Origin of the sequence: Chromobacterium sp., assembly GCF_041912965.1 — a bacterium.
Lineage (GTDB): Bacteria > Pseudomonadota > Gammaproteobacteria > Burkholderiales > Chromobacteriaceae > Chromobacterium > Chromobacterium aquaticum.
Genome location: NZ_JAYSGF010000031.1, coordinates 1 through 26938, shown reverse-complemented (window position 1 = coordinate 26938; position 26938 = coordinate 1). Strand labels below are relative to the sequence as shown.

26 protein-coding genes and 1 tRNA gene are annotated in these 26938 nt (G+C 66.2%); 17 read left to right on the top strand and 10 right to left on the bottom strand.

Going from position 1 to position 26938, the window contains the following annotated elements; all coding sequences use genetic code 11:
* Window positions 1-89: 89 nt before the first annotated feature.
* From hpaE to ACE3QM_RS16145, 3 genes are read right to left on the bottom strand one after another with little or no spacing between them, the layout of a single operon-like run.
* Window positions 90-1559 carry a 5-carboxymethyl-2-hydroxymuconate semialdehyde dehydrogenase gene (hpaE, locus tag ACE3QM_RS16155; RefSeq protein WP_374423304.1) on the bottom strand — a complete coding sequence of 490 codons (1470 nt, stop codon included), beginning with the start codon at window positions 1557-1559 and terminating at the stop codon, window positions 90-92.
* Window positions 1556-2338 (bottom strand): fumarylacetoacetate hydrolase family protein, encoded by a 783-nt coding sequence (locus tag ACE3QM_RS16150; protein ID WP_048409750.1) that lies wholly within the window; start codon window positions 2336-2338, stop codon window positions 1556-1558. Before ACE3QM_RS16150 ends, hpaE begins: the two co-directional genes overlap by 4 nt.
* Window positions 2335-3003, bottom strand: a complete 669-nt coding sequence (locus ACE3QM_RS16145; protein ID WP_374423300.1) for a fumarylacetoacetate hydrolase family protein — start codon at window positions 3001-3003, stop codon at window positions 2335-2337. Before ACE3QM_RS16145 ends, ACE3QM_RS16150 begins: the two co-directional genes overlap by 4 nt.
* A gap of 254 nt (window positions 3004-3257) precedes the next feature.
* Between ACE3QM_RS16145 and hpaA the strand changes: the two genes are divergently transcribed.
* Entirely contained in the window at window positions 3258-4163 is a 906-nt protein-coding gene (hpaA, locus tag ACE3QM_RS16140; RefSeq protein WP_374423298.1) for a 4-hydroxyphenylacetate catabolism regulatory protein HpaA, read from the top strand.
* Here the strand turns inward: hpaA and ACE3QM_RS16135 are convergent.
* On the bottom strand, window positions 4142-5131 hold the full coding sequence (locus tag ACE3QM_RS16135; protein WP_374423296.1) for a helix-turn-helix domain-containing protein: 990 nt from the start codon (window positions 5129-5131) through the stop codon (window positions 4142-4144). The two genes, hpaA and ACE3QM_RS16135, sit on opposite strands and share 22 nt — an antisense overlap.
* Window positions 5132-5431: 300 nt before the next feature.
* On the opposite strand from ACE3QM_RS16135, the gene ACE3QM_RS16130 reads away from it, so the two are divergent.
* The 4 genes from ACE3QM_RS16130 to ACE3QM_RS16115 all read left to right on the top strand — a co-directional run bounded on the left by ACE3QM_RS16130 (window position 5432) and on the right by ACE3QM_RS16115 (window position 10528).
* Window positions 5432-6931: an aldehyde dehydrogenase family protein gene (locus ACE3QM_RS16130; protein ID WP_374423293.1), complete on the top strand. Its 1500-nt coding sequence runs from the start codon at window positions 5432-5434 to the stop codon at window positions 6929-6931.
* A gap of 37 nt (window positions 6932-6968) precedes the next feature.
* A complete protein-coding gene (locus tag ACE3QM_RS16125) occupies window positions 6969-8300 on the top strand; it encodes an aspartate aminotransferase family protein (protein ID WP_374423291.1) in 1332 nt (443 codons plus the stop codon).
* Window positions 8301-8463: 163 nt separating this feature from the next.
* Window positions 8464-9969, top strand: a complete 1506-nt coding sequence (locus ACE3QM_RS16120; protein ID WP_374423289.1) for an APC family permease — start codon at window positions 8464-8466, stop codon at window positions 9967-9969.
* Entirely contained in the window at window positions 9950-10528 is a 579-nt protein-coding gene (locus ACE3QM_RS16115; protein WP_374423287.1) for a DUF3156 family protein, read from the top strand. The genes ACE3QM_RS16120 and ACE3QM_RS16115 overlap by 20 nt, the downstream gene beginning before the upstream one ends.
* Window positions 10529-10627: 99 nt before the next feature.
* Here ACE3QM_RS16115 and hpaR read toward each other — a convergent pair whose 3' ends face one another.
* Window positions 10628-11110, bottom strand: a complete 483-nt coding sequence (hpaR, locus tag ACE3QM_RS16110) for a homoprotocatechuate degradation operon regulator HpaR (RefSeq protein WP_231463509.1) — start codon at window positions 11108-11110, stop codon at window positions 10628-10630.
* A gap of 97 nt (window positions 11111-11207) precedes the next feature.
* Between hpaR and ACE3QM_RS16105 the strand changes: the two genes are divergently transcribed.
* On the top strand, window positions 11208-12014 hold the full coding sequence (locus ACE3QM_RS16105; RefSeq protein ID WP_048409758.1) for an SDR family NAD(P)-dependent oxidoreductase: 807 nt from the start codon (window positions 11208-11210) through the stop codon (window positions 12012-12014).
* Here ACE3QM_RS16105 and ACE3QM_RS16100 read toward each other — a convergent pair.
* The 3 genes from ACE3QM_RS16100 to ACE3QM_RS16090 form a co-directional block, all read right to left on the bottom strand.
* Window positions 11981-12835, bottom strand: a complete 855-nt coding sequence (locus ACE3QM_RS16100; RefSeq protein WP_374423284.1) for a MoaF C-terminal domain-containing protein — start codon at window positions 12833-12835, stop codon at window positions 11981-11983. The two genes, ACE3QM_RS16105 and ACE3QM_RS16100, sit on opposite strands and share 34 nt — an antisense overlap.
* A 55-nt stretch (window positions 12836-12890) precedes the next feature.
* Window positions 12891-14003 (bottom strand): class II histone deacetylase, encoded by a 1113-nt coding sequence (locus ACE3QM_RS16095; protein ID WP_374423282.1) that lies wholly within the window; start codon window positions 14001-14003, stop codon window positions 12891-12893.
* Between the two features lie 149 nt (window positions 14004-14152).
* The gene (locus ACE3QM_RS16090; protein WP_231463517.1) at window positions 14153-14839 is read right to left on the bottom strand and encodes an ABC transporter substrate-binding protein; all 687 of its coding nucleotides are present in this window, start codon (window positions 14837-14839) and stop codon (window positions 14153-14155) included.
* On the opposite strand from ACE3QM_RS16090, the gene ACE3QM_RS16085 reads away from it, so the two are divergent.
* Window positions 14838-15086: a hypothetical protein gene (locus ACE3QM_RS16085; protein ID WP_374423280.1), complete on the top strand. Its 249-nt coding sequence runs from the start codon at window positions 14838-14840 to the stop codon at window positions 15084-15086. The genes ACE3QM_RS16090 and ACE3QM_RS16085 overlap by 2 nt on opposite strands.
* Before the next feature lie 13 nt (window positions 15087-15099).
* On the opposite strand, the gene ACE3QM_RS16080 is transcribed toward ACE3QM_RS16085, so the two are convergent.
* Window positions 15100-15175: transfer RNA gene (locus tag ACE3QM_RS16080), tRNA-Ala, on the bottom strand.
* A 176-nt stretch (window positions 15176-15351) separates the two neighbouring features.
* Between ACE3QM_RS16080 and hpnC the strand changes: the two genes are divergently transcribed.
* The 9 genes from hpnC (at window position 15352) to ACE3QM_RS16035 (ending at window position 23039) form a co-directional block, all read left to right on the top strand.
* Window positions 15352-16164 (top strand): squalene synthase HpnC, encoded by an 813-nt coding sequence (gene hpnC, locus ACE3QM_RS16075; RefSeq protein ID WP_374423278.1) that lies wholly within the window; start codon window positions 15352-15354, stop codon window positions 16162-16164.
* A gap of 77 nt (window positions 16165-16241) precedes the next feature.
* Window positions 16242-17087 carry a presqualene diphosphate synthase HpnD gene (gene hpnD, locus ACE3QM_RS16070; protein ID WP_374423277.1) on the top strand — a complete coding sequence of 282 codons (846 nt, stop codon included), beginning with the start codon at window positions 16242-16244 and terminating at the stop codon, window positions 17085-17087.
* A 7-nt stretch (window positions 17088-17094) separates the two neighbouring features.
* Window positions 17095-18363 carry a hydroxysqualene dehydroxylase HpnE gene (gene hpnE / locus ACE3QM_RS16065; protein ID WP_374423275.1) on the top strand — a complete coding sequence of 423 codons (1269 nt, stop codon included), beginning with the start codon at window positions 17095-17097 and terminating at the stop codon, window positions 18361-18363.
* Window positions 18364-18419: 56 nt separating this feature from the next.
* The gene (locus tag ACE3QM_RS16060; RefSeq protein ID WP_231465063.1) at window positions 18420-19175 is read left to right on the top strand and encodes an SDR family oxidoreductase; all 756 of its coding nucleotides are present in this window, start codon (window positions 18420-18422) and stop codon (window positions 19173-19175) included.
* A 15-nt stretch (window positions 19176-19190) separates the two neighbouring features.
* A complete protein-coding gene (locus tag ACE3QM_RS16055) occupies window positions 19191-19754 on the top strand; it encodes a hypothetical protein (RefSeq protein ID WP_374423272.1) in 564 nt (187 codons plus the stop codon).
* A gap of 21 nt (window positions 19755-19775) precedes the next feature.
* A complete protein-coding gene (radA, locus tag ACE3QM_RS16050; protein ID WP_048409763.1) occupies window positions 19776-21137 on the top strand; it encodes a DNA repair protein RadA in 1362 nt (453 codons plus the stop codon).
* 168 nt (window positions 21138-21305) lie between these two features.
* On the top strand, window positions 21306-21866 hold the full coding sequence (locus ACE3QM_RS16045; RefSeq protein ID WP_048409764.1) for a sigma-70 family RNA polymerase sigma factor: 561 nt from the start codon (window positions 21306-21308) through the stop codon (window positions 21864-21866).
* Window positions 21863-22042: a zf-HC2 domain-containing protein gene (locus ACE3QM_RS16040; protein WP_048409765.1), complete on the top strand. Its 180-nt coding sequence runs from the start codon at window positions 21863-21865 to the stop codon at window positions 22040-22042. The genes ACE3QM_RS16045 and ACE3QM_RS16040 overlap by 4 nt, the downstream gene beginning before the upstream one ends.
* Before the next feature lie 103 nt (window positions 22043-22145).
* Window positions 22146-23039: a hypothetical protein gene (locus ACE3QM_RS16035; protein WP_374423269.1), complete on the top strand. Its 894-nt coding sequence runs from the start codon at window positions 22146-22148 to the stop codon at window positions 23037-23039.
* Window positions 23040-23119: 80 nt separating this feature from the next.
* Here ACE3QM_RS16035 and ACE3QM_RS16030 read toward each other — a convergent pair whose 3' ends face one another.
* Entirely contained in the window at window positions 23120-23482 is a 363-nt protein-coding gene (locus ACE3QM_RS16030; protein ID WP_048409767.1) for a DUF2325 domain-containing protein, read from the bottom strand.
* A gap of 703 nt (window positions 23483-24185) precedes the next feature.
* On the opposite strand from ACE3QM_RS16030, the gene ACE3QM_RS16025 reads away from it, so the two are divergent.
* Window positions 24186-26726, top strand: a complete 2541-nt coding sequence (locus ACE3QM_RS16025) for a TonB-dependent receptor (RefSeq protein WP_374423266.1) — start codon at window positions 24186-24188, stop codon at window positions 26724-26726.
* Window positions 26727-26938 lie beyond the last annotated feature (212 nt).

Genomic DNA, 26938 nt, shown 5'->3' with positions numbered 1-26938 from the left:
GCGACTGGCCGCGGGCCGGCGCAGTCTCGCTGCTGGGTTTGGTGTCGCGCCGGGCCGGCCGTCTGCGCGGCCTTGGCTCCGGCGCCGCGTCAGGCTTGCTCCGCGCCCCAGCGCGGAATGAAGTGGCCGCCCATGGAGACGCAGACGTTCTTCACCTCGGCAAAGGCCTCGAAGCTGTATTCACCGCCTTCGCGGCCGACGCCGGAGGCCTTGACGCCGCCGAAGGGCTGGCGCAGATCGCGCACGTTCTGGCTGTTGATGAAGACCATGCCGGCCTCGATGCCGCGCGCCAGCCGGTGCGCCTTGCCGATGTCCTGGGTCCAGACATAGGACGCCAGGCCGTAGTCGATGTCGTTGGCCAGGCGCAGCGCGTCGGCCTCGTCGTCAAAGCGCAGCAGGCAGGCCACCGGGCCGAAGATTTCCTCCTGGGCGATGCGCATGCGGTTGTCGACATCGGCGAACACGGTGGGGCGGATGAAGTTGCCGGCGGCCAGCGTGTCCGCCAGGCCGGCCGGGCGTTCCAGGCCACCGGCCACCAGCCGCGCGCCTTCTTCCAGGCCCATGCGGATATAGCCGGTGACCTTGTCGTAGTGCTGGCGGGAGATCATGGCGCCCACCTGGGTGTCGGGGTTTTGCGGATCGCCGACGATCAGCCGCTGGGCGCGGGCGGCGAATTCCGCGACGAAGCGGTCGTAGATGCCGTTCTGCACGAAGATGCGGCTGCCGGCGGTACAGCGCTCGCCATTGAGGGAGAAGATGGTGAACAGCGCCGCGTCCAGCGCGCGATCGAAGTCGGCGTCGTCGAACACCAGCACCGGCGATTTGCCGCCCAGCTCCATCGAGTATTTCTTCAGCCCGGCGTTCTGCATGATGCGCTGTCCGGTGGTGGTGCCGCCGGTGAAGGACACCGCGCGCACGTCCGGATGGCGCACCAGCGCCTCGCCGGCGTCGGCGCCATAGCCCTGCACCACGTTGAACACGCCGGGCGGAATGCCGGCTTCCAGCGCCAGCCGGCCCAGTTCATTGGCGGTCAGCGGGGATAGCTCGGACATCTTCAGCACCGCGGTATTGCCCAGCGCCAGGCAGGGCGCGGTCTTCCAGGTGGCGGTCATGAAGGGCACGTTCCACGGCGACACCAGCGCGCACACGCCCACCGGCTGGTACAGCGTGTAGTTCAGCATCTGCTCGTCCACCGGATAACTGTGGCCGTTCATGCGGGTGCAGACTTCGGCGAAGAAGTCGAAATTGTGCGAGGCGCGCGGGATCAGCACATTGCGGGTCTGGTGGATGGGCAGGCCGGTGTCCAGGGTTTCCAGTTCCGCCAGCAGCGGCACTTCGCGCTGGATCAGCTCGCCCAGCTTGCGCATCAGCCGCGCGCGTTCCTTGGCCGGGGTGGCCGCCCACTTGGGAAAGGCGGCCTTGGCGGCGGCCACCGCCAGGTTCACTTCCGCGGCGCCACCTGCGGCCACTTCGCAAATGGCGGCGCCGGTGGCCGGATTGTAATTGGTGAAGCTGTGCTGACTGGCCACTTCGCGGCCGTCTATCCAGTGCTTGATCATGCTGGCTCCTTGATTGCGGCCTGGCGGGCAAGCCAGTCCGCTTCGCTGACGATGTGATTGAGCAGCCGCCCGACGCCCTCGACTTCCACGACGACTTCGTCGCCGGGGCGCACGTCGGACAGGCCTTGGGGCGTGCCGGTGGCGATCATGTCGCCCGGCTGCAGCGTCATGAAGGCGGACAGGTATTCGATCAGGTGGGGGATGTCGAACACCATGTCGCGGGTATTGCCGCTCTGGACCCGGCGGCCGTTGACATGGGTGGCCAGCTCCAGGCTGTGCGGATCGGGTACCTCGTCGCGGTCCACCAGCCAGGGGCCGATGGGGGTCAGGCCGTCGCGGTTCTTCACCCGTAGATTCGGCCGGTAGTAGTTTTCCAGATAGTCGCGCACCGCGTAGTCGTTGCACACGGTGTAGCCGGCCACATAGTCCATTGCCTGGGCTCGGCCCACCTTGCGCGCGGTCTTGCCTATCACCGCCACCAATTCGCACTCGTAGTGCATATATTCAACATTGTCCGGGCGCATCGAATATTGGCGATGGCCGGTCAGCGTGGCGGGCGTCTTCAGGAACACCAGCGGCTCGCTGGGCGGCTTGAAGTCCAGTTCCGCGGCGTGGTCGGCGTAGTTGAGGCCCAGCGCGAACAGGGTGCCATGGCAGGGCGGCAGCCATTCCACCTCGGTCTCGCCCAGGCGGCGGCCGTCCGGCAGCAAGAGCGCGCCGTCGGCGTCGGCTTGCGCGCGCCAGATCTGGCCCTGGTAACGGATGCGGGCGTGTTTCATCGCGGTTCCTCCTCGGAGGTGACGATGTTTTCCAGGCGGCCTATGCCGTCTATCTCCACCGCCACGGTGTCGCCGGGACGCAGCCGCGCGCCGCGCGGAGGCGTGGCCACGATCAGCAGATCGCCGGCGTAGAGGGTGAGGAACTGGCTGACGTCGGCGATCAGTTGGGCGACGCCGCGCAGCCAGTCGGCGCTGTCATTGGTTTCCACCAGCGCGCCGTTGACATAGGTGCGCACCTGCACCCGCTGCGGATCGATCGCGTCGGGGCCGGCCTCGGGGCCGATCGGGCAGAAGCCATCGCGGCACTTGGCCTGGATCGCCGGCCGGTAGAAGCTGGTTTCCGCCAGGCTGACTTCGTTGACCACCGCGTAGCCGCCGACATGGGACAGCGCGTCGGCCGCGTTCACGCGGCAGGCGTCGCGGGCGATGCGTACCGCCAGCGCGCCGCCGGCATAGACGGCGTCGCTTGCGGGGCAGGGAATGGGCGAGCCGGCGGCGCTGAGGGTGTTGTGCGGCTTGACGAACAATACCGGCGCCCGCGGCGGACCTTGGTAGGGCGGCTGTTCAAAATCCGCCGCCAGCGCCTGTTGCAAGCGCCGGTGGTTAAGCGCCGCGCCATATACTGCGGCGGGGCGCTGCTCCATGGCAAGACTGGCCAATGGCATTTTTTAACTCCTTGTTATTGAAGTGGAAGCACGCTGATTAAAATATTCATTAATATGTTAAAGTTTATAGCGGCGATGACAGCGGCCTGTCAATGCTTATCGATGTTGCACTGCGGATAACACCCGGACGGAAACCTGGAGCGCGCGGCGCGGTCAAGGGCCAAAGGGCATGCGAGGCCATGCCGCCAGCCTGATTCGGCGCGATTGGCGCCCGCGGCTGGGACTATGGCGAAAAAGTCACAAGGAGGCATGAGATGGGCAAAAGCCAGCGCGATGCCGGCGCGCGGATACCGAATATCGACATCGGCAAGGCTTACGACAGCCCGTGCGAATCCGTCGACATCCATTGCGAGTCCTTTGGCCGGCTGGCGGCTTTCTTCGGCCGCAACATGCCGGTGCACCGGCACGATCGCTGCCTTCAGCTGCACTATCTGGCCAGTGGCGATATCCGGCTCTACCTGGAGGAGGTGCACTACCAGGCGCGGGCGCCGCTATTGTTCCTGACGCCGCCGACGGTGCCGCACGCCTTCATCACCGGCGCCGACGCCGACGGCCATGTGCTGACCCTGCGCCAGGAGCTGGCGCATGACTGGCTGGCGGAGGCGGGGCTGCCGGCGCTGGACGCGCCGTTCAGCGTGGAGCTGGCCGCTGTGCCGGCGGCGGCGGAGATAGGCGGGCGGCTGCCGCAGCGGCTGGCCCAGCTGCAACAGGAGGGCATGGCGCGGCGTCCGGGCGGTGGGCTGGCGCAGCGGGCGCTGGCGCAATTGATCCTGATCGACGTGCAGAGGCTGGCTCAGCAGCCGCGGCCGGACGGCGGGCGTCGCCGCGCGCCGCGCGGCGATTTGCAGCTGTATCACCGTTTCAACGCCTTGATCGACGCGCGTTACCGCGAGCACTGGGGGCTGGAGCGCTACGCGGCGGAACTGGGCGTCGGCGCGGCGCGACTGAACGACATCTGTCGCCGGCTGGCGGACCTGTCATCCAAGCAGCTGGTCTATGAGCGGCTGCTGCTGGAGGCCAAGCGCCTGCTGATCTTCTCCAATGCGTCGGTGCATGCGATCGCCTACGAACTGGGCTTCAAGGACCCGGCGTATTTCTCGCGTTTCTTCCTGCGGCAGACCGGGCTGACGCCCAGTGGCTACCGGACCGGCCATGCGTGAGCGGCGCGCGGCGCCGCCTGGTGGGCCTGGCCGCGCTCCAGCGTATGGGAGGGCAATTCGCCGAACAGCTTGCGATAGTCGCTGGCGAAATGGCCCAGATGATAAAAGCCCCAGTTGCCGGCCGCTTCGCGCACGCTGCGGCCGGGGCCGGCCTGCAGCAATTGGCGGCGCACCGCGTTGAGGCGGATCGAGCGCAGATAATCCACCGGCGTGGTGGCGGCCACCCGCTGGAAGCTGTTTTGCAGCGTGCGGCGGCTGACGCGCAGGCGGCTGCACAGCTCCAGCACCGTCACCGGTTCGTCCGGCTTGGCCAGCGCCAGCGCCTGGCTGCGCCGCACGATGTCGCAATGCGTGGCGTAAGTGAGGTCGTCGCGGCGCTCGCGCAGCCCGCCGTCGGCCAGCGCCTCTTGCAGCAGGCCCAGCAACTGGTGTCGGATCACTTTCTGATTGCCGGCGAAGTCCAGCAATTCCGGCCGCCGCCGCGCTTGCTCGAACAGGCCGGTCAATAGCGCGCGCAGGGCCTGCAGCGCATCCGGGCGCGCGGTGAACACCGGCGTCTTGCCGCGCGCCTCGCGCACGACGGCGCACAATTCCGGCGTCAGCTCGGCCAAATCCTCATAAGGCAGGGATACCTGGATGGAGTCCGCGCCGGGCGGCAGGTGGAACACGAAGTCCTCGCCGCCGCGCAGCACCATCAGCGCGTCGCTGGGCACGGCCACGCCTTGCAGGCTCAGCGGCGACGGCGCTTGTATCGGTATCGCGAAATGCGCCATGCCGCCGGGCGCGCGCCCCTGCTGCACCACGCGCTGGTTGAAGCTTTCGCGGAACACGTCCAGGCGCGCCGCGCATAGGCGGCTCAGCGCGCTCTGGAAGCGGCCGCCGCTGATCTGGCTGTACAGCTGCTGCCAGCCGGGCAGGGCCTCGGCGTGCAGGTGGGCGTCGTCGAAACAACTGGCTGCGGCAATCATCTGTCTTCTCCGGTGGATGAGACGGTTTTTGCTGTGGCGGCGGAATGTCCGCCGCTGGTTCCGTCTGTCGATTATCAGATGATTAATATGTTATTGAAATCGAAATGTCCAGTTGAGAATGGGTGCTTAATCATTGTTTTTGCTTGGTGTTTCCCATGCGCGACATGCTGCGCCGCAATGCGCGGAGCGGGCTTTGCGCTTTGCCGATTTGGGATCAGCCGCCGCGGCGCCCATGCGTATATTGGGCCATCGCCGTCCGGGATTGAGCGGCGGCAGGCTGGGTAAACCAAGGAGACGAGCATGGATCAGCAACTGGTGCCGGTGCTGGCGGCGGTGCAGGACTTTCTGCAGCGCGAGCACGGCTTGTGGATTGACGGCGGGTCGCGGCCGGCGCTGTCGGGACGGCGCAGCGAGGTGCGCAACCCGGCCAGCGGCGCGGTGATCGCCAGCGTTGCGGCCGGCGACGCCGCCGACGCGGACGCGGCGGTGCAGAGCGCGCAGCGCACTTTTGCCAGCGGCGCCTGGTCCGGGCTGCGGCCGGCCGAGCGCGAACGCATCCTGCTGCGGCTGGCGGACTTGCTGGAAGCACACGCTGAGGAACTGGCGCAGTTGGAAACCCTGAACCAGGGCAAGTCCATCCAGCTGGCGCGGGCAATCGAGGTCGGCGGTTCCATCGAGTTCGTCCGCTACATGGCCGGCTGGGCCACCAAGATCACCGGCGAAACCATGGAGGTGTCGATTCCGGCGCCGCCGGGCGCGCGCTTCACCGCGTTCACCCGGCGCGAGCCGATAGGCGTGGCCGTCGGCATCGTGCCGTGGAATTTCCCTTTGATGATCGCGGTTTGGAAGCTGGTGCCGGCCTTGGCCGCTGGTTGCTCGGTGGTGTTGAAACCGGCCAGCGAAACGCCGTTGACCGCGCTGCGGCTGGCGGAGCTGGTGCAGCAGGCCGGGGTGCCGCCGGGGGTGGTGAATGTGGTGACCGGGCCTGGAGCCAGCGTCGGCCAGGCGCTGGCCGGTCATCCGCTGGTGGGCAAGGTCAGTTTCACCGGCTCCACCGAGGTGGGCAAGACCGTCGGCCACGCCGCGCTGGACAATATGACGCGCTTGGGGCTGGAGCTGGGCGGCAAGAATCCGATGCTGGTATTGGCCGACGCCGATATCGAGCGCGCGGCGGAGGGCGCCTTGCTCGGCGCCTTCCTGAATCAGGGCCAGGTATGCGCGGCCGCCTCGCGCTTGTATGTGCATCGCAGCAAGTTCCAGGCGCTGACCGAGGCGCTGGCGGAGGCCATCGCCGGCATGCGGCTGGGGCCGGGACTGGATTTGAACGCCCGCGTCAATCCGCTGGTGTCGCAGCGCCAGCAACAGGCGGTGTGCCGGCTGCTGGAGCGCAGCCGCGCCCAGGGCGCGAGGGCCTTGACCGGCGGCGGCGCGGCGGCGCTGCCCGGCTACTTCGTGCAGCCCACGCTGCTGGTGGATGTGGCGCCAGACAATGTGGCGGCGCGCGAGGAGATCTTCGGCCCGGTATTGGCGGCGGTGCCTTTCGACAGCGTGGACGAGGCGGTGGCGCTGGCCAATGACACGCGTTATGGACTGACCGCCAGCCTGTGGACCCAGGACCTGAGCGCGGCGCTGAACATCGTGCCGCGCATCCAGGCCGGCACGGTCTGGGTCAACAGCCACATCCCGCTGGACCCCGGGCTGCCTTTCGGCGGCTACAAGGAGTCCGGCATCGGCCGCGAGTTCGGCAAGGGCGCGGTGGAGAGCTTCACCGAGATCAAGTCGGTCTGCATCGCCCATTGAGCGCGGACGCGCTTCCACTTTCATTCAGGAGAAAGACATGTCTTACGACACTGCCCGTTTCTGGCACCCGATGCTGCACCCCAACGCGATGAAGCAGCGCCAGCCCATCCGCATCGTGCGCGGCGACGGCTGCCATGTGTACGACGATCAGGGCCGCCAACTGGTGGATGGCGTGGCCGGCTTGTGGAACGTCAATGTCGGCCACAACCGCGCCGAGATCAAGCAGGCCATCGTCCGCCAGCTGGACGAGTTGGAGTATTTCCAGCTTTTCGATGGCATTTCCCACCCGCGCGCCGAGGAATTGTCCGCGCAATTGATGGAGATGCTGCGACCGGAGGGCATGGCGCGGGTGGTGTTCGGCAGCGGCGGATCGGACGCGGTGGAAACCGCGCTGAAGCTGGCGCGCCAGTACTGGCGCGTCAAGGGTCAGCCGGACCGGGTCAAATTCATCGCGCTGAAGCAGGGGTATCACGGCACTCACTTCGGCGGCGCCTCGGTCAACGGCAACACGGTGTTCCGCCGCAATTACGAGCCGCTGTTGCCCGGCTGCTTCCATGTGGAAACGCCGTGGCCCTACCGCAATCCCTTCACCGAGGACCCGGAGGAACTGGCGGAGATCTGCGCGCGGATGCTGGAGCGCGAAATCCTGTTCCAGAGCCCGGACACCGTGGCCGCCTTCATCGCCGAGCCCATCCAGGGCGCCGGCGGCGTCATCGTGCCGCCGGCCAGCTATTGGCCGCGGGTGCGCGAGGTGTGCGACAAGTACGGCGTGCTGCTGATCGCCGACGAGATCGTCACCGGCTTCGGCCGCAGCGGTTCGATGTTCGGCAGCCGGCTGTGGGGGGTGAAGCCGGACCTGATGTGCCTGGCCAAGGGCATTTCCTCCGGCTATGTGCCGCTGGGCGCCACCGTGGTCAACCAGCGCGTGGCCGACGCCTTCGCCGCCAACCAGGACTTCGGCGGCGCCATCATGCACGGCTACACCTATTCCGGCCATCCGGTGGCCTGCGCCGCCGCCATCGCCAATCTGCGCATCGTGGAGCAAGAGAATCTGCCGGCCCGGGCGGCGGAAATGGGCGACTACCTGCTGGCCAGGCTGCTGCCGCTGGCGGAGCGTTATCCGGCGGTGGGCGAGGTGCGCGGCAAGGGACTGATGCTGGCGCTGGACCTGGTCAAGGACAAGGCCAGCCGCGAGCCGATAGACCCGCAAAGCGGCTATGCCGACAAGGTGGCCGAGATCGCGCGCCAGGCCGGGGTGCTGGTGCGGCCGGTGGGCAGCAAGATCATCCTGTCGCCGCCGCTGGTGTTGCAGCGCGAACACGCCGACGCCATCGCGCAGGCCTTGGAGGCCGGGCTGGCCGAGGCCTGAGCCGGCTGGCCCGAACGGGGACGAGTTGACCGCGCCGGCACTGCGCCGGAGTCAGGGCCTGTTCAAAGCCTGGCGCGCAAGGTTTTACTGAGCGCGGTGGGTATTGAACAGGCTCTCGGAGAGCGAAGGCCGGAGCGGCGACAAGAGAGAGGGAGGAGACGCAATGTCGATGCAAGAATGCTTGAGCCGCTGCCTGAGCCGCGGCGTAGTGGGTTTCCCGGTGGCCTTGGCCAGCGCGGTGGGCGTGGTGATGGCCAGCCCGGTGATTCTGACCGCCACCAGCGGCTTCGGCATGGCCGGCGGTACGTTCGCGCTGGCGCTGCTGATCGCCTATCTGATGATGCTGGCCCAGGCCACCACCTTCGCCGAGGCGGCGGCGATGCTGCCGACTTCCGGCGCGGTCTACGACTATATCAGCGCCGGCCTGGGCCGCGGCCTGGCCATTGCCGGCACCTTGTCCGCCTATCTGCTGGTGCATGTGTTCGCCGGCACCGCCGAGACCATTCTGTCCGGCATCATGGCGCTGGTGAATTTTGACCATCTGAACACCATGCTGGAAAAAAGCGGCAGCGCCTGGATGGTGGGCGTGGGTCTGGTGATCGCCTTCGGCGCGCTGAATGCCTTGGGCGTGACCGTGTTCGGCGAGGCCGAAGTGGTGTTGACCTTCGGCATGTGGGCGACGCTGACCACCTTTGGCGTGGCCGGCCTGCTGCGCGCGCCGGCGGTGGATCTGGGCGGCTGGTTCGGCGCGCCGCTGCAATGGGGCGATCCCGGTCTGCTGCTCAGCCTGGTGGGCATGGCGATGTTCATGTTCGTCGGCGCCGAGCTGGTGACGCCGCTGGCGCCGGAGCTGCGCGATTCCGGCCGCGCCATTCCGCGGGCCTTGAAGCTGGGGCTCAGCGGCGTGGCCGTCGCCATGCTGCTGTTCGGCGCGGCGATGACGCGGCAGGTGGCCAATCTGCCGCTGGACCCGGCCCAGCCGGCGGGCCCCAGGCTGCTGGACACGCCGATGGCGCTGCCGGCCTTCGCCGAGCGGGTGATGGGGCCGTTCGGCAAGATCTGGCTGGGCATAGGCCTGCTGCTGGCCGGCGCGGCGACGATCAACACCCTGATGGCGGCGCTGCCGCGCATTCTGTATGGCATGGCGCAGGACGGCGCGCTGCCGCGCTGTTTCGCCTATCTGCATCCGCGCTTCAAGACGCCGTGGTGCGGCATTGGGCTGGCGGTGCTGATTCCCTGTGTTCACGCCTGGCTGATCCGCGGCGATCTGGAGCGCATCATGCCCTTGGTGCTGGCCGCGGTCTGCTCCTGGGGCGTCGCCTACCTATTGGTGACGCTGTCCATCGTGCGGCTGCGGCTGACGCGGCCGGATTTCCCGCGCGCCTACCGCTCGCCATGGTTCCCGCTGCCGCAGATCGGTTCGGCGCTGGGCATCGTGCTGGCGATCTGTTTCATCACGCCGCCGGGCATGCAGGCGCGCGACATTTACGCGCCCTTCGGCCTGATGCTGGGGCTGACCCTGTTGTACGCGCTGCTCTGGACCGTGCTGGTGCAGAAGGTCAACCCTTTCCGGCCGGTGCCGCTGGAACAGATACTGCGCGCGGAACTGAGCGAGCCGGAGGACGAAGCGCTGCGGCGGGAGCTGGAACGTGTGGCGGCGGCTGGTTGAGGCCTGGTCGCGGCCGCGCGGCTACCGTCCCGGCGCGACGCTGGCGCGGCTGCGCAGCGACTGGCCCGGCTTGGAAGGCGAGGCGGCATCCGCGGCGGAGCAAAGCTTCGCGTTTCCGCACGGCGTCTGGTCCTTCCTGGTGCGGGAGCGGGTGGAGGCCGGCTGGATGGCGCATCTGGTGGCTTGCGAGTTCTGCCTGAGCCTGCCGGTTTCCGATCCGGTTCCCGCGCGCATCCGTCTGCGCCATCGCGGCGCCTGGCGGCGGCAGGGCGTCGCCGTGGATTTGCTGGCCGGCGACGCGGTACGGCTGGCGCCGCTATTGCAGGCCTTGCGCGCCGACGCCGATGTGCGCGCCGCGCTGATGCCGCTGGACTTCCGCCGCTGCGAGCTGCGGGGCGGGGCCGATGGCTGGTCCTTGCTGATCGAGCCCTTCGGCGCCAGCGAAGTGGTGTGCCTGCTGCCGCCCTTGCGGCGTTATATCCGGCTGGGGCCTATCCAGCGCCTGGCGTTGCTGGCCAGCATGGCGGCTTGCCGACGGGTGTTGCTGGCGTTGAATTGAGGTTCTAAGAACCTGTTTGCGATCTGCTGCGCATCGTGAAACGTGACACGGTGACTACCGCTTCGAAATGCTGATGTACCACGAGTACATTCCGTTTTCTCAGCGGCTTTCTCCTCGTCTCAGATTCTGGGGGGCTGGTCGCGGCGCGGGCAGCGGCAGGCGCTCAAGTTGCTCCAGCAGGCTGAGCAGCAAGTGCAGCTTGTCGGCGCTGAAATGGTTTTCGATCTGCTGGTAGCAGGCGTGGGTCAAGGGCAGGATGCGTTCGGTCAGCGTTCTGCCCATGCTGGTGGGCGTGACGATCAGACGGCGGTTGTCGTTGCAATCGCGGGCGCGATGCACCAGCTGAGCCTTTTCCATGCGCACCAGAATGCCGGTCAGGCTGGGCGCGTGGATGCAGGCGCGCAGGGCGATGACGCCGGCTTCCATCTCGCCGTTCTCGGCCAACAGCCGCAAGATCCGCCATTGTTGCTCGGTCAGGCCGAAGTGTTTGAGCACTGGGCGGAAATAGGACATCACCGCTTCGCGCGCCAGCAACAGGCGCTGCGGCAATTGCGGATGTTGGCTGTTCTGCGGACTTGGCATGGGCTGGCGTTCGGTAAAGTTAATAAGTTAACATTGTATAGCTTAATCAAAGCGGAGGCGACAGTGTCCGCCACGCATGAGATCAGGAGGGAATGCGATGTCCTTGCACAATAAAGTGATCGTGATTACCGGGGCGGGTTCCGGCATAGGCGCGGCTTGCGCGCGCGCGTTCGCCAGTCAGGGCGCCAGGGTGGCGCTGATCGGCCGGCGTGAGCCGCCGCTGCAGGCGCTGGCGCTGGAAACCGGCGGCCTGGCACTGGCCGGGGACGCCGCCGACGGCGCGCACTGGACGGACGCGTTGGCGCGCATCCACGCGCGCTGGGGGCGAGTGGACGGGCTGCTGGCTTGCGCCGGCGGCCTGGGCATGGGCTCGGCGCTTGCGACCGACGACACGGCCTGGCGCGCGGCGCTGAGCGTAAATCTGGACACCGCCTTTGTGTCAGCGCGCGCCTGCCTGCCGGACCTGATCGCCCAGCGCGGCAGCATGGTGCTGATGGCCTCCATCGCGAGCCTGGCGGCCGTGCCGGAGGCCTGCGGCTATGTGACGGCCAAGCATGCGCTGCTGGGCTTGACCCGCTCGCTGGCCAAGGATTTCGGCCCGGCCGGCGTACGCGTCAACGCGGTCTGTCCCGGCTGGGTGCGCACGCCGATGGCGGATCTGGAAATGCAGCCGCTAATGGCAGCGTATGGTGAGGACCTGAAGGCAGCTTACCGGCGCGTGAGCGCCGATGTGCCGCTGCGGCGACCGGCGGAGCCGGAGGAGGTGGCGGCGGTGTGCCGGTTCTTGCTGTCCGATGAAGCCGCCATCGTGCATGGGGCCTGGCTGGCGGCGGACGGCGGCGCCACCGCGGTGGATGTGCCGACGCTGGCTTATTCGCGGCTGGCGGCGGAGACCGCGGGCTGAGCCGGGACGACATTGACGACGCTGGCCCGCGCGCCCACGCGGAAGCTGCGGCTGGCGCCGAAGTCCCGCCCCTGGTAGCCGAAGATCTTGCCGTCGGTTTGCATCCGCTCCAGGTCGATCAGCAGCACGCCCAGCGTGGGAATGATTTTTTCGCGCCAGACAAACAGGTAAAGCCCTTGCGCCAGTTGGAAGCCGTGGCAACGATCGACGTCGGCCAGCCCTTGCTCCACGCCTTCCAGACAGTGCCAGGCGTAGAAATGGTCGTTCAGGTAAATATGCTCGTAGCACTCGGTGGGGCTGTAGCGGTAGCGGTTGCGCATGCCCACCAGTGCGCCGCAGCCCGGCGGCGGCGCTTCCGTCGCCGGACGGTTGATCGCGCCGTGGGCGAAGCTCACGGCGACGCCGCTTTGTTCCAGCTCGCGCTCGGCGCGTTCAAAGGCGGATAGCCTGACATCGGCGGCGTCGGGCAGGCTGCCGCTCACCAGGGTGCAGCGCTGCCGTCCGAGGTCCAGTGCCAGGCTGAGCGAGAGCCGGGCGTCGCCACCGTGGCGGAAGTCGATGAAGAAGACGCCGGGGCGCAGCGAATTGGACGCGTGATAACCGTCGACCTCGGCCAGCGCCGAGGCCAGGCCAGGGCGCACGATGTCGACGTGGGCGCGGCCCTCGCTGTCGAAGCGGCAGTCGGCGGCGCTGTTGTCGTCGAAGCACAGCAGCAGATTATTGCCGTCCAGTTCCTTGCTATGCGGCGGCGCCAGGCTGTCCGGCGCGAAGCCGTCGGCCAGCTCGCCGACCTGAATGAAGCTGGGGAGGATGTCTTGCATTGGGTGGCTCCTTTGGTTGGCGGATAACAGGCGCGGGGGTCTTGATGCCCGCGGCTTAAAGGCCGTGGCGTTCGGCCTGCGCCTGCAACTGCCGCGTTTGCAGGTCGCGCATCGCCGCGCCCGGCTGTTGCGCGACGACCAGCTCCAGCAGCGGATCCTCCACCGGGGTGCGGACGCCGGACAGCGCTTCCAGCGCGGCCAGGCCGCAGAAGGGCACATAGGCTTCGGAATAACCGCCCTCGTGCAGCATGGCCAGGCGGCCGCCGGCTGCGGCATCGGCGTATTCGACCAACTGCGTGGTCAGCGCGCGGAAGGTGTCGCTATGCGCCTGCATCCGCGCCAATGGATCCAGCGCATTGGCGTCATAGCCGCAGGCGACGATGATCAGCTCCGGCTGAAAGCGGCGCAGCGCCGGCAGAACCAATAGCCGCATCGCGTCCAGATAGGCCTGGTGGCCGCCGCCGGGCAGCAGCGGGATGTTGAGGTTGGCGCCCAGGCCTTCGCCCTCGCCGCGGTCGTCGGCGCCGCCATAGCCGGGTGGGTAACAGCCATCCTGATGCAGGGAGATGGTCAGCACATCGCCGCGGCGATAGAAAATGGATTGGCTGCCATTGCCGTGATGCACATCCCAGTCGACGATGGCGACGCGGCGCAGGCCGTGGCGGGCGATGGCCAATTCGGCGGCGAGGGCGGCGTTGGCCAGAAAGCAGAAACCCATTGCAGCGTCCGCCAGGCAATGGTGGCCGGGCGGACGCGACAAGGCATAGCTCTTGTCCGCCTCGCCGCTGAGCAGGGCGTCCACCGCCGCCCAACACAGGCCGGCGGACAGCTTGGCGATTTCATAACTGCCAGGGCCAATCGGCGCTTGCTGGCCCAGGATGCCGCCGCCGGCGTCGCTGAGCGCCTGGAAGCGTTGTAGATAGGCGGGTGTGTGCACGCGCAGCAGATCATCCTCATCCAGCGGCGGCGCGCTGCGCACTTGCAGCCGGGCGCTGAGACCGGACACGTCCATCAGACTTTTCAAGCGGCGCTTGCTGTCCGGCGATTCTGCGTGGCCGCCGCCGGAAGGCGGCTGCACCCAGCCGCCCACCGGCAGGATTTGTGCGTGTTGCTCGGCGCTGTGCCACAGGCAGAGTTCGTCGAAGAAAAAGGCGGTGCGCGGCGGCATGGCGGGCTCCGGTGAAGTGGCGGCGGTTTTGGTGTGCACGCGCTGGCCGCGCGAGGTCTTGGAGCAGGCTGGCAGCATCCAGCGGGCGCGGCAAGCGCCGGCCTCGGGCTTTGCCGATTTGGGATAGGCCCGGCGCAACACCGCCGGCTTCAGTGCTTGAGTCGGCGCAGCGCGTCCTGCAGCGCCTTGCGGTAGTCGGGCGTTTCCCGGGTCTGGGCGATGGCGTCCCACAGCTGGCGCGTCAGTTGAGGCCTGCTGTCGGCGAAAGCATGGGAAAAAATCAGGTAATAAGGTTTGGAGACCAGGTCCGGGCCGACTTTCTCTATCTGGTCCCGGTAGGCATGGTTGCCAGCCAGCAGGCTGTCGCCAGCCAGGGTCGGCAAGGCCACGCCGCTGAGACGGCGCGCCAGCAGCTTGTTCAGGTTCTGCTCGGGGTCGCGCGAGCTGTCGTCGACTTGCGCGCCCAGCGCCAGGAGCTGGGCAATCACCGAGAAGCCGGTTTGGGCGCCGATGGCGGCGTCGACATTGCTGAGGCGCTGGCCATCCCAGCCCAGTTTCGAACCTTTTAGCCGGTACAGGCTATAGCCGTCGGTATGCATGCGCAGCGCCGGGTCGGCGGCGTCGCCCTTCATTGGAAAGACGCCGATGACGAGCCGCTCCGGCTTGAAGCTGATTTCGAACAGCCCGTCGAGCTGATTGTTCTGCACCTCGCTCAGGCAGCGGGTCCAGGCCATCTGTTGGATTTCCAGTTTGACCTTGGCGGTGCGGGCCGCGGCTTTGAGCATCAGCAGGCTCAGGCTGGGGCCATTCAGCCGCCGCCACGGCGGGGACTCCATGTCCTCGGTGCACAGGCGGACACTGTCCGGCGACGGCGCGGCGGCGGCAAAGGCGCAAAACAGCGCAAGCAAGAGGCAAAGACGAAAACGCGGCATGGTGGCGGGGCTTGAGGGTGGTGGCTCTTCAAGTTTTTTGCGGCGCGGGGGAAAAAGCAAGCAAGGAAAGGACAGGGATGAACGCAAAAAAGCCGATTCGCGTAGAATCGGCTGGTTTCGCCGCCAGCTGCATGATCTGGCGCAATCGTGATTCGCAGTTTTTTTGGTGGAGGTAAGCGGGATCGAACCGCTGACCTCTTGCATGCCATGCAAGCGCTCTCCCAACTGAGCTATACCCCCGCACCGGCTGCGTTTCACAGTGCTGCGCAGTATATGGCAGGCTCCGATCCTTGTAAATAGCCGGCGCCATTTTTTTTGGATAATTTTCCGGGGGCGGCGCAGCCGGCGGCATAGGAGCCCGCCGGGGGCTCGGTTATAATCGTCAGTTCGCCAGCCATTCAACAGGAAGCAAGCCGATGTCGGTAGGGCATTACGAAAACTTTCCGGTGGGCTCCATTCTGCTGCCGCGCCGGATACGCCGCGCGGTGCATGCGATCTACCGCTTCGCGCGCTATGCCGACGATGTGGCGGACGAGGGCGACAACACGCCGCAGCAGCGCCTGGCGGAGCTGGACTTCCTGGGCGCGGAACTGGCGCGCATAGGCGCCGGCCAGCCGCCGGAAATGCCGATGATGCGCGAGCTGGCGGCGGCGGTGGCCGAGCATGGCCTGGATTTGCAGCCGTTTCATGATCTGCTGTCGGCTTTCCGTCAGGACGTGGTCACCACCCGCTATCGCGATTTCGGCGAACTCGCCGATTATTGCCGCCGTTCGGCCAATCCGGTGGGGCGGCTGATGCTGGCCTTGTACGGCGAGGGCGACCGCCGCTCGCTGGCGATGTCGGACGGCATCTGCACGGCCTTGCAATTGATCAACTTTCTGCAGGATGTGGAGCTGGACTGGCGCAAGGGCCGGGTCTATCTGCCGGGGCAGGATTTGCAGCGCTTCGGCGTGAGCGAGGCGCAGATCGCCGCGCGCGACGCCGGCGGCTTGTGGCAGCCGATGATGCGCGCCCAGATCGAGCGCGCGCGCAAGATGTTGCAGGCCGGCGCGCCGCTGGGCAAAGTGCTGAAGGGCAGGATGGGGCTGGAACTGCGACTGATCATCCTGGGCGGCGAGCGCATCCTGAAGAAGCTGCACGACTCCGGCGGCGATGTGTTCCGCCGGCGCCCGGTGCTGAACTGGCGCGACTGGATCTATATGTCGTGGCGCGCGCTGCGCGCGAAATGAGCGCCGCGGCGCGATGATGAAGAATATTGACGGATGGCGGTCCGCCGGGACCGCCGCCGCTTGGACAGGAGTGGCGCGTGACGCCTGATCAGTATTGCGAAGACAAGGCCGCGGCCAGCGGTTCCAGCTTCTACTATAGCTTCCGCTTCCTGCCGGAGCCGCGGCGCCGCGCGATTACCGCGCTGTACGCCTTCTGCCGCGAGGTGGACGACGTGGTGGACGAATGCCACGATCCCGGCGTGGCTCGCGCCAAGCTGGCCTGGTGGCGCGGCGAGGTGGCCAAGCTCTACCAGGGCGGGTCGGAACACCCGGTGATGCAGGCGCTGCAGCCGCATGTGGGAGCCTTCGGCCTGCCGCAGCGCGAGTTGGAGGAGATCATAGACGGCATGGAGATGGACCTGAGCATGGTGCGCTACCAGCGCTTCCAGGACTTGCTGCGCTATTGCCACCACGTTGCCGGCGTGGTGGGCCAACTGGCGGCGCGCATCTTCGGCCACAGCGACGAGAAAACGCTGGAATACGCGCATGAGCTGGGCATCGCCTTCCAATTGACCAATATCATCCGCGACGTGGGCGAGGACGCGCGCCGCGACCGCATCTATCTGCCGATGGAGGAGCTGCAGCGCTTCAACTGCCCGGCGATGGACATCCTGCATTACGAAGAGAGCGCGGCGTTCAAGGCGCTGATGGAGTTCCAGATCGAGCGCGCGCAGCAATACTATCGCCAGGCCTGGGAGCTGCTGCCGGCGGCGGACCGCAAGGCGCAGCGCCCCGGCCTGCTGATGGCGGCGATCTACCGCGCGACGCTGGAGGAAATCAAGTTGGACGGGCCGGCCAAGGTACTTAATCAGCGCCTGTCGCTGACCCCCATCCGCAAGTTGTGGCTGGCATGGAAAACCTGGACCTTCGGCTACCGGCCGTGAGCCGCGCATGAGCGGGCCGCGCATCGCCGTGATCGGCGCCGGCTGGGCCGGCCTCGCCGCCGCGGTGGAACTGGCCGGACGGGCGCAGCTGACGGTGTTCGAGGCCGGCCGCGAGCCGGGCGGTCGCGCGCGCCGCATCGGCGTGCCCGGCAGCCGGCTGGACAATGGCCAGCACATCCTGATCGGCGCGTATCGCGAATGCCTGCGGCTGATGGCCGCGGTGGGCGTGGACGAGCGCCAGGCCTTGCTACGCCTACCGATGCGCTGGCAACGCCAGGGCGGCATCAGCCTGAGCTGCCCGCGCTTGCCGGCGCCGCTGCATCTGGCAGTCGGTCTGTTGACGGCGCGCGGCATAAGCTGGCGCGACAAGGGCCGGCTGGCGCTGGCCTTGCAGCGTTTGAAACGGCAAGCCTGGCGGGTGGAGCCGGATTGCGCGGTGGCGCAATGGCTGGCGGAGCAGGGGCAGTCGGAGACGCTGATCCGCGAGTTCTGGCGGCCGCTGGTGCTGTCCGGGCTGAATACGCCGCTGGAACTGGCATCGATGCGAGTGCTGGCCGCGGTGCTGCGCGACAGCCTGGGCGCGGACCGCGCCGCCAGCGACCTGTTGCTGCCGCGAGTGGATTTGTCGGCGCTGTTTCCCGATCCGGCCTGGCAATGGCTGGCGGCGCGCGGCGCGGATTTGCGCGCCGGTCGGCGCGTGCGCGGCGTCGCGACGGATTCAGCGGGGGTGAGCGTGGACGGCGAGCGTTTCGATGCCGCCATCCTGGCGGTGGCGCCGTATCACGCGGCGGAACTGACGGCGGAGCCAGCGCTGCGCCAGCTGACCGAGGCTTATCGTTACTGGCCTATCTATACCGTATACCTGCAGTTTGACAGACCGCTGCGCTTGCCGGCGCCGATGTGCGCCTACAGCGGCGGGGTCGGCGACTGGCTGTTCGACCGCGGCGCGCTGATGGGCGAGACCGGCTGGGTGGCCGCGGTGATGAGCGCGCCGCAGCATCTGGACGCGCTTGCGCAGGAGGAACTGGCTGCTCTGGTGGAGGCCGAGGTGCGCCGGCTGGACCCGCGGGCCGGCCCAATGCTTGGTTTCCGGGTGCTGACGGAGAAACGGGCCACTTTTGCCAGTTTGGTCGATATGAGGCGACCGCCGCAGCCAAGCCCGGTACAATCGCTTTATTTGGCGGGAGATTGGACGCATGCTGAATATCCTGCCACTTTGGAGGGGGCCGTGCGGAGCGGCGTGGCTGCCGCCCGCGCGGTGATTGCAAGACTGTGAACCGGCCGCGCCGCGTGAGCGCCGCCGCCGAGCCTGATTACAAGATAGCGAAAAAAATGACGACAGATATCGCCTCTAACGCATTCAAGGACCGCGTGGTGCTGGTCACCGGCGCCACTCAGGGCATAGGCCGCGAGGCCGCGCTGACGCTGGCGCGCCATGGCGCCACCGTGGTATTGCTGGCGCGCAGCGTCAAAGGCCTGGAGAAGGTCTACGATGAAATAGCGGCCGCCGGCGGGCCGGAGCCGGCGGCGGTGCCGCTGGACCTGCTGAAGGCGGCGGAGGGAGATTTCAACAATCTGGCGATGATGATCAAGCGCGAACTGGGGCGCCTGGACGGCATCCTGCACTGCGCTTCGCATTTTTACGCGCTATCGCCGCTGTCCAATCAGACGGTGGAAGAGTGGATGGACCAGTACCGGATCAATACCGTGGCGCCGTTCGCGCTGAGCCGCGCCTGCCTGCCGCTGTTGAAGGAATCTCCGGACGCCGCGGTCTTGTTCGTCGGCGAAACCCACGCGCTGCACCCGGCGCCGTACTGGGGCGGTTTCGGCGCGTCCAAGGCCGGGCTCAATTATCTGACCCAGGTGGCGGCCAATGAATGGGATGTTTATCCGCAGCTGCGCGTCAACCAGCTGATTCCGGGGCCGGTGAATTCGCCGCAGCGCAACCGCACCCATCCGGGCGAGGACAAGTCCGAGCGCGGCGATCTGGCGGACCTGATGCCGCATCTGCTGTACTGGCTGGGGCCGGCGAGCCAGGGGCGCAGCGGCGAGATCGTGGAATTGGATCTGCGCGCCCGGCGCGCTTGAAGGGAAGGGGTAGGCATGAGCATACGGCGATGGCTGTGGTTGCCGTTGCTGCTGGCGCTGGCCGGCTGCAACTGGGTGGGCAACGTCACCGGTTTGACCAAGGACGCCAACAAGGCGATAGGCGCGGCCTGTCGCCAGACCGGGCGTTCGCTGGAAGAGTGCTATCTGCGCAACCCCGAAGCCGACAAGGCGGCGATCTACGCCGGCTGGCGCGAGATGAACGAATACATGGCCAAGAACAAGCTGGACACCATGGAGCCGCCACGGGAGGCCTCGTCGCCGGCAGGAATGCCGGCGCCCACCGCCAGCGGCCACGGCGCCGCGTCCGCGCCGATGGAAAAATCCAGTGCCAACGCCGTGCCCTCCGGCCCCAAGCCCTTGAGCAACGAAGAGGCCGAGCGCGCGGCGCGCACCGATCCACAAGTGGAGGCGGTGCTGGCGGCGATACGCAACAAGCCGGCCGGCGAGGGCGGCGGAAAGTCCAAGTCGGCCTCCGGCGCCGAGCCGGAGCAAAAACGGCTGCTCAACATCATCAATGAACTCAACAAGAACAGCGGCGCGCCTGGTTCGCACAGCTGATTCCCCTTCCCGTTTTCCCTGATGGCAAAAATCAAAACCGTTTTCAGTTGTGCCGAGTGCGGCGGCCAAACGCCGAAATGGCAGGGCCAGTGCCCGCATTGCAATGCCTGGAACACGCTGACCGAGGCGGTGCAAGCCGCGCCGGCGGCGAACGCGCGCTTTCAGTCCTGGAGTGACAGCGCCACCCAGGTGCAGAAGCTGTCCGATGTGCAGGCCGAGGAAGTGCCGCGCGATCCGTCCGGCATCGAGGAGCTGGACCGGGTGCTGGGCGGCGGCGTGGTGCGCGGCGCGGTGATTCTGATCGGCGGCGATCCCGGCATCGGCAAATCCACGCTACTGCTGCAGGCGCTGTCCGAGATCGGCGCGCGCCGCAAGGTGCTGTATGTGTCCGGCGAGGAATCGCCGCAGCAGATCGCACTGCGTGCGACCCGCTTGTCGGTGGTCACCGACCGGGTGGACCTGCTGGCGGAAATCCGCCTGGAGGCCATCCTGGAAACGCTGAAGCGCGAGCAGCCGGAAGTGGCGGTGATCGACTCGATCCAGACCTTGTACACCGATCAGGTCACCTCGGCGCCCGGCTCGGTGTCCCAGGTGCGCGAATGCGCGGCGCAGCTGACGCGCATGGCCAAGCAGACCGGCATCACCATTCTGCTGGTGGGCCATGTCACCAAGGAAGGCTCGCTGGCCGGCCCGCGCGTGCTGGAGCACATGGTGGACACCGTGCTGTATTTCGAGGGCGATTCCCACTCCAACTACCGGATGATACGCGCGATCAAGAACCGCTTCGGCGCGGTCAACGAGCTGGGCGTGTTCGTGATGACCGATCGCGGTCTCAAGGGCGTGTCCAATCCCTCGGCCATCTTCCTGTCGTCCTATCGCGACGATGTGGCCGGCTCCTGCGTGCTGGTCACCCAGGAGGGCAGCCGACCGCTGCTGGTGGAGATTCAGGCGCTGGTGGATGACTGCCACGGTTTCCAGCCCAAGCGGCTGACCGTGGGCCTGGAGCAGAACCGGCTGGCCATGCTGCTGGCGGTGTTGCATCGTCACGGCGGCGTCGCCTGCTTCGATCAGGATGTGTTCCTCAACGCGGTGGGCGGGGTCAAGATCAACGAGCCGGCGGCCGACCTGGCCATCATCCTGGCCATGGTGTCCTCGCTACGCAACAAGGCCTTGCCGGAAAAACTGGTGGTGTTCGGCGAAGTGGGCCTGGCCGGCGAGGTGCGCCCGGTGGCGCGCGGCCAGGAGCGCCTGAAAGAGGCAGCCAAGCTGGGTTTCACCCGCGCCATCGTGCCGCAGGCCAACCGGCCGCGCCAGCCGATAGACGGACTGCAGGTGATCGCGGTGGAGCGCCTGGATCAGGCGGTGGACTTCTGTCGCGAATGAGCGGTAAGAGCCTGTTTACGATCTGCTGCGTGTCGTGGAGCGTTACACGGTGAGTACAACTTCGAAATGCTCATGTACCGTGTGTACACTCCGCTTTCTCAGCTGTTTTCGCCTTGTCTCGCTTTAGCTCGCGAGATCGTAAACAGACTCTAAGAAAGTGGATAGCGAATGATAGAAGACCGAGACATAGAAGCGGAACGGCCGTATCTGTTCCGCTACGCGCTGGCGCAGCTGCGCGAAAGGGACGCCGCCGACGAGGCGGTGCAGGAAACGCTGCTGGCGGCGCTGGAATCGCGCGCCTCCTTCAGCGGCAAATCCACGCTGCGCACCTGGCTGACTTCCATCCTGCGTTTCAAGCTGATCGACGCCTTGCGCCGCAAGGGCAAGGAGAAGCTGTTCGAATCGCTGGAGGACGAGGCGGACGATGGCGACTTCGACGGCCTGTTCAGCCGCGACGGCCACTGGCGCGAACCGGTCAAGGCCTGGAGCGGCCCGGAGCAATCGCTGGTGTCGCGTCAGTTCTGGGAGGTGTTCGAGCAATGCTCGGAAGTGATGCCGCGCCGCACCGCGATGGTATTCGTGATGCGCGAGGTGATGGGCATGGAGATCGCGGAGATCTGTAATAATCTGGAGATCACCGCGACCAACTGTTCTGTGCTGTTGTATCGCGCCCGCATGAGCTTGCGGGAATGTTTTTCAATTCGCTGGAGCCGGGAGGCTAGCGTATGAAGTTGAGTTGTCGTCAGGCCAGCCGTCTGATTTCGGCCTCGCAGGACCGTTCCTTGAGCCAATGGGAATACGTGCGCCTGCGCGTACACCTGTTCATGTGCGGCAATTGCCGCAATTTCTCGCAACAGCTCAAGTTGCTGGGAGAGGCCGCGCGTCGGGCCGGCCGCGGCGAATAAGCCGGGCAAGGGCGCGCAAACCGGCCACGGGCGGTTTTTTCTTGGCTCCTGGTGAGTCATTTGTCATTATTTGGCGTGACCCATTGAGCCGAGGAGCCTATCTATGTCCGCCAGTGCGCTGCTGCAAACCCTGATCCGCGAACATGACAACGATGCGCATGCCGCCGCCGCGAGCCTGCGCCAGCTGGCCGCGACAGCGGCGGAGCTGGACGCCGAGCAATTGGCCAGCCTGAGCTGGCTGATCAACCACGTGCTGGGCGAGACGCTTGGCGATTGGCTCGCCGCCTGGGGCTTGCAGCGCCAGCTGCCGTCCGCGGCGCCATCGGCCAAGCAGTTGCGCAATCAGGCGGTGGCGGCCGGCGAGGCCGGCGCGGATCAGGAGGCGCGGGAACTGGGCCGATGCTTGGCCGTAGCGTTGGCCGTGCCGCCGCCCGCCGCCGAATTGGCGATAGCGTTGGCCGCCTTGCAGCATCTGGCGCCGTCGTTGGCATCGGGCGCGGCCTATCAGCGCTTGCGGGTTCTGCTGCCGATGACTGCGGCCACGGAGGCGGGCGCCGCCGACGCGATGTTGGCGGCCGCCTTGAGCAATGTGTTGTCCGGCTTGCTGGAGCGTGATTTGTCGGTGTTGGCCGCGGACGAAGCCGACGCGCTGCGCGAGGGCGCGGCGTTGGCCCGTCAGCTGTGGGCGCGCGCCGGCGGCTGGCTGCAGCAAGAGCGGGCCTGTTATCTGCAAGCGCTGGTGGCCAATGGCCTGAGGGAATGGGAGGCTGCGCGGATTTGGGCGTGGCAGGGCCTGGATCTGATCGCCACGCATGGCGAAGAAGCGGTGGACCAGGCCTTCCTGTTGCTGGAGCTGGTCAAGGCTTGCGGTCGGCTGGAGCAACACGAGGCTGCGGAGCAAGCATGGGCGCAAGCGCGGCGGCTGGCGGCCGCGTTCGAGGATGCCGAGTTGAAAGCCTGGTTCGAGCAACGCGCGGCCGCGCTGGCGCCGGCATAGCGCTTGCCGGTTCGCGGCCAAAAAGAAGCCGGCGTGAGCCGGCTTGAATTTTCAAGGGTGCGAAGAAAACTGGGTGTGGCTCAGCGCTTGCGCTTGCCGTTGTTGCTGACCTTGGCCGCCGCGCACTGATGCGGGCAGGTGGCGCACTGGCTGTCGCTGAGGCCGGCGCCGGTGAGCGATTGTTTAAGCGCACAGACCGAGCGGCGGCAGGCGATGAAGCGGATCTGGTTTTCCGAGGCCAGTTCGCGGAAATGGCGCATCACGTTGTGGCCCAGAAAGTCGGTGAACAGAATCAGCAGATCGGTGCCGGCGGGCAGGCGGTCCACCTTGCGCTGATGCGAGCTGTTGCGGCCACTGACATGACGATGGATGTTGATGCCGAAGTCGCGCAACACATCCGGAATATTGCCGAGGGTATCGGCTCCCACAAGCATGGCATTCATTGGACATCCCTTCCTGGTTAATTTTCCGAAATGATAATCGTTATCATTTAAGCGGTCAATCGCAAACTTTGAAATTGGCAATCAGGACAGGGTGGAACTGTGGCGTTTTGTTGGCTGCGTCCGCCCGGCAAGGCTCATGGACCGGGATGCGGCATGAGCGCCATGCATGCCTTGACCCGTGGAGGGCACTCGGCCCGGTCTTTTGGGCAGGGGACGCTGGGTGGCGATGTTAGCCATCGGTGTCGCAGTTGGAGAGTGCTGTTTGCATAACTCATGGCTGCCATCAGGTTTACGCATGTAACAGTGGCTAATAGCTGGAAATAAGAAGTATTTACAGTCCACGATTTTTAACGTGATTGCAAAAAAGCAACATGATTTCGGCATGGTTTCATGCCCCTCTTTTGTAGTGACTGCTCTAAATATGCGATGGGAATTTTTGGATATTGGATTCCGTGTTCCGGTTAGACGCTTGTTTAATAACGGTTTTGAGGTGTTAAGAAGTATTGCTTCAAACATAGTGCCCACTCGCTCTGAAGATTGAGAAGGGAGGCGTGGGAAAAGTTTATTGACGCTAATCATGATTAATTCGCACACTCGAATCGCCTTCGGTTCAGATCAAAAAATGAGCACATGAATGCTCTCGAAGAGCCATAAACCCGACGAGGTCAGTGGCCGGATGAACTCACAAAGGGATTGGAGAATCATGAACTATCGCAAGAAGAGAATCGCGCTGGCGCTCGCCATGCTCGGCGCCGGAGCCATGCCTCTGGCCCATGCGGACGACAATAGCGGCACCCTGGACCGAGTGGAAATCACCGGTTCCAACATCAAGCGCTCCATCAAGCAGGAGCAGGCGATCCCGATGACCATCATCAAGACCGATGACCTGATCAAACAGGGCATGACCTCGGTCGAGCAAGTGGTCAACAGCCTGGCCGCCAACCAGTCCACCCAGGGCGCCAACGCCGCGGTGGGCGCTTCCACCGGCGGCGCGTCCTACGCCAGCCTGCGCGGCCTGGGCCACCAGTACACCCTGATCCTGCTGGACGGCCGCCGCATCGTGAACCAGCCGATGGACGGCACCTCGGTCGACCTCAACGCCATCCCGCTGACGGTGATAGACCGCATCGAAGTGGTGCGCGACGGCGCCTCCGCCATCTACGGCACCGACGCCATCGGCGGCGTGATCAACTTCATCACCAAGAAAACCATGCAGGGCCTGTCCATCGGCGGCGAGTTCCTGTCCCCGCAGCGTTCCGGCGGCCAGGAGCGCAGCGTCAACCTGTCCTACGGCTACGGCGATCTGGGCAAGGACGGTTTCAATATCTACGGTGCTTACGAGTATCACAAGACCAACAAGATCATGGCCACCCAGCGCGATTTCGCGTCCCAGATCACCAGCAGCACCAAGCGCAGCGTCAACAGCTTTCCGCCCAACTACCTATTGCCCAGCGGCGACCTGATCACCGGCTCGCCCAATTGCGCGCCGCCGTATTCGACGCCGGACGGCAGCGGCGCCTGCTCGCAACTGTATTCGCTGTTCCCGTCGATCCAGCCCGAGGTCGAGCAGCAGACCGGCGTGCTCAAGGGCACCACCCGCATCGGCGACCACGAGCTGTCGCTGCAATACCTGGTGACCGAGACCAAGAACACCACCTGGGTGGCGCCGACGCCGTTCTCCGGCGACGTGACTTCGCCGACCGCGCCGGGCCAGAACCCGGCGGACGGCCCGTTCCCGGTCTATGGCCGTTCGGTGCCGGCCGGCGCGCGCGTGGACAGCACCACCGCCACCACCCAGCGCCTGCAGATGAACCTGGAAGGCCTGATCGCCGGCTGGGACTACCGCGCCGGCCTCGGCCACTCGGAAAGCAAGGTCACCCACGATCTGGAAGGCGGCTACCTGAGCCAGAGCAAGCTGCAGAACGCGCTGAACAACGGTTTTGATCCGGGCTCCTCCGATCCGGCCGCCTGGAAGCCGTTCTCGTCCAGCGGCCGCATCGAGCAGGCCAAGTCCAAGCTCGATCTCGCCGACTTCAAGGTCAGCAAGGAAGTGTTGCAACTGCCGGCCGGCATGCTGGCGGTGGCCATCGGCGCCGAGGCGCGCCGTGAAACCATCGAGCACACCTATAACCATGCGCTGTCCACCGACACCCTGAGCACCGGCCTGACCAAGACCAACGACGGCAGCGGCCAGCGCAATGCCCAGGCCTTGTACGGCGAACTGGACATCCCGGTGATCAAGCACCTGGACGCCAACCTGGCGGTGCGCTACGACCACTACAGCGATTCCGGCAGCTCGGTGAACCCCAAGGTCTCGCTGAAGTACCAGCCGGTGCCGCAAGTGCTGCTGCGCACCTCGGCCAGCACCGGTTTCCGCGCGCCCTCGCTGTACGACATCAACCAGCCTAACCAGCAGCAGCTGACCGCCAAGAACTACACCGACCCGGTATTGTGCCCGGGCGGCGTGCCCCAGCCCGGCGCCGGTTCCTCCTCTTGCGTCAAGACTCAGCAAAACCTGATGACTGGCGGCAACAAGAGCCTGCAGCCGGAAAAATCCTCGTCGATCTCGGTGGGCATGGTGCTGGAACCGGTCAAGGACCTGACCACCAGCGTGGACTTCTGGTGGACCAATATCCAGAACACCATAGGCTCGCTGAACGAGCAGACCATCTTCGCCAACCCGGGCAAGTATTCCAACCTCTTTGTCCGGGATTCGAAGAACAATCTGCTGTACGTGACCGATCTCACCGACAACCTGGGCAATACCAGCGCCGCCGGCGTCGATCTGGGCTTCTCCTACCGTCTGCCGCGCACCACCATCGGCGACTTCACGGTGAACCTGGACGGCACCTATATCAGCAAGCACAGCTTCCAGTATGAAAAGGGCGGCGCTTACTTCAGCGACCTGGGCGCCTACGTCAACGGCGGCCCCACCTTCCGCTGGCAGCACAATCTGGCGCTGAACTGGATGCACGGCGCGTGGAGCGGCATCCTGGCCCAGGACTACAAATCGGGCTACACCGACTCCGACCCCAGCCACATGGTCAAGCCTTACTCCACCTGGAACCTGTCCGGCTCCTACGCGCTGGACAAGAAGCTGACCATCACCGCCGGCATCAAGAACCTGTTCGACCAACTGCCGCCGTGGAGCAATCAGGGCGAAACCACGCCCCAGGGCTATGACCCGCGCTTCACCGACGCGGTGGGCCGCGCCTACTTCGTGAAGGCCAGCTACAAGATGTAACTCCGCCACCGGGACGGCGCCAGCCGTCCCGGATGGAGGGAGGACGCAGGAACCGGCCTTCGCGAGAGGGCCGGAGTGGCAGATGGCGGCCGCGTCGGCCCCAGCCCGCTCACAAGGCGGGGAGGGCGCCGGTCAAGCCGCAGCAATTGTGGGTATAAACATGACGAGCATCACAGCCAGAGGAGTCGGCGGTCCCCCGCCCAAGCGCCGCA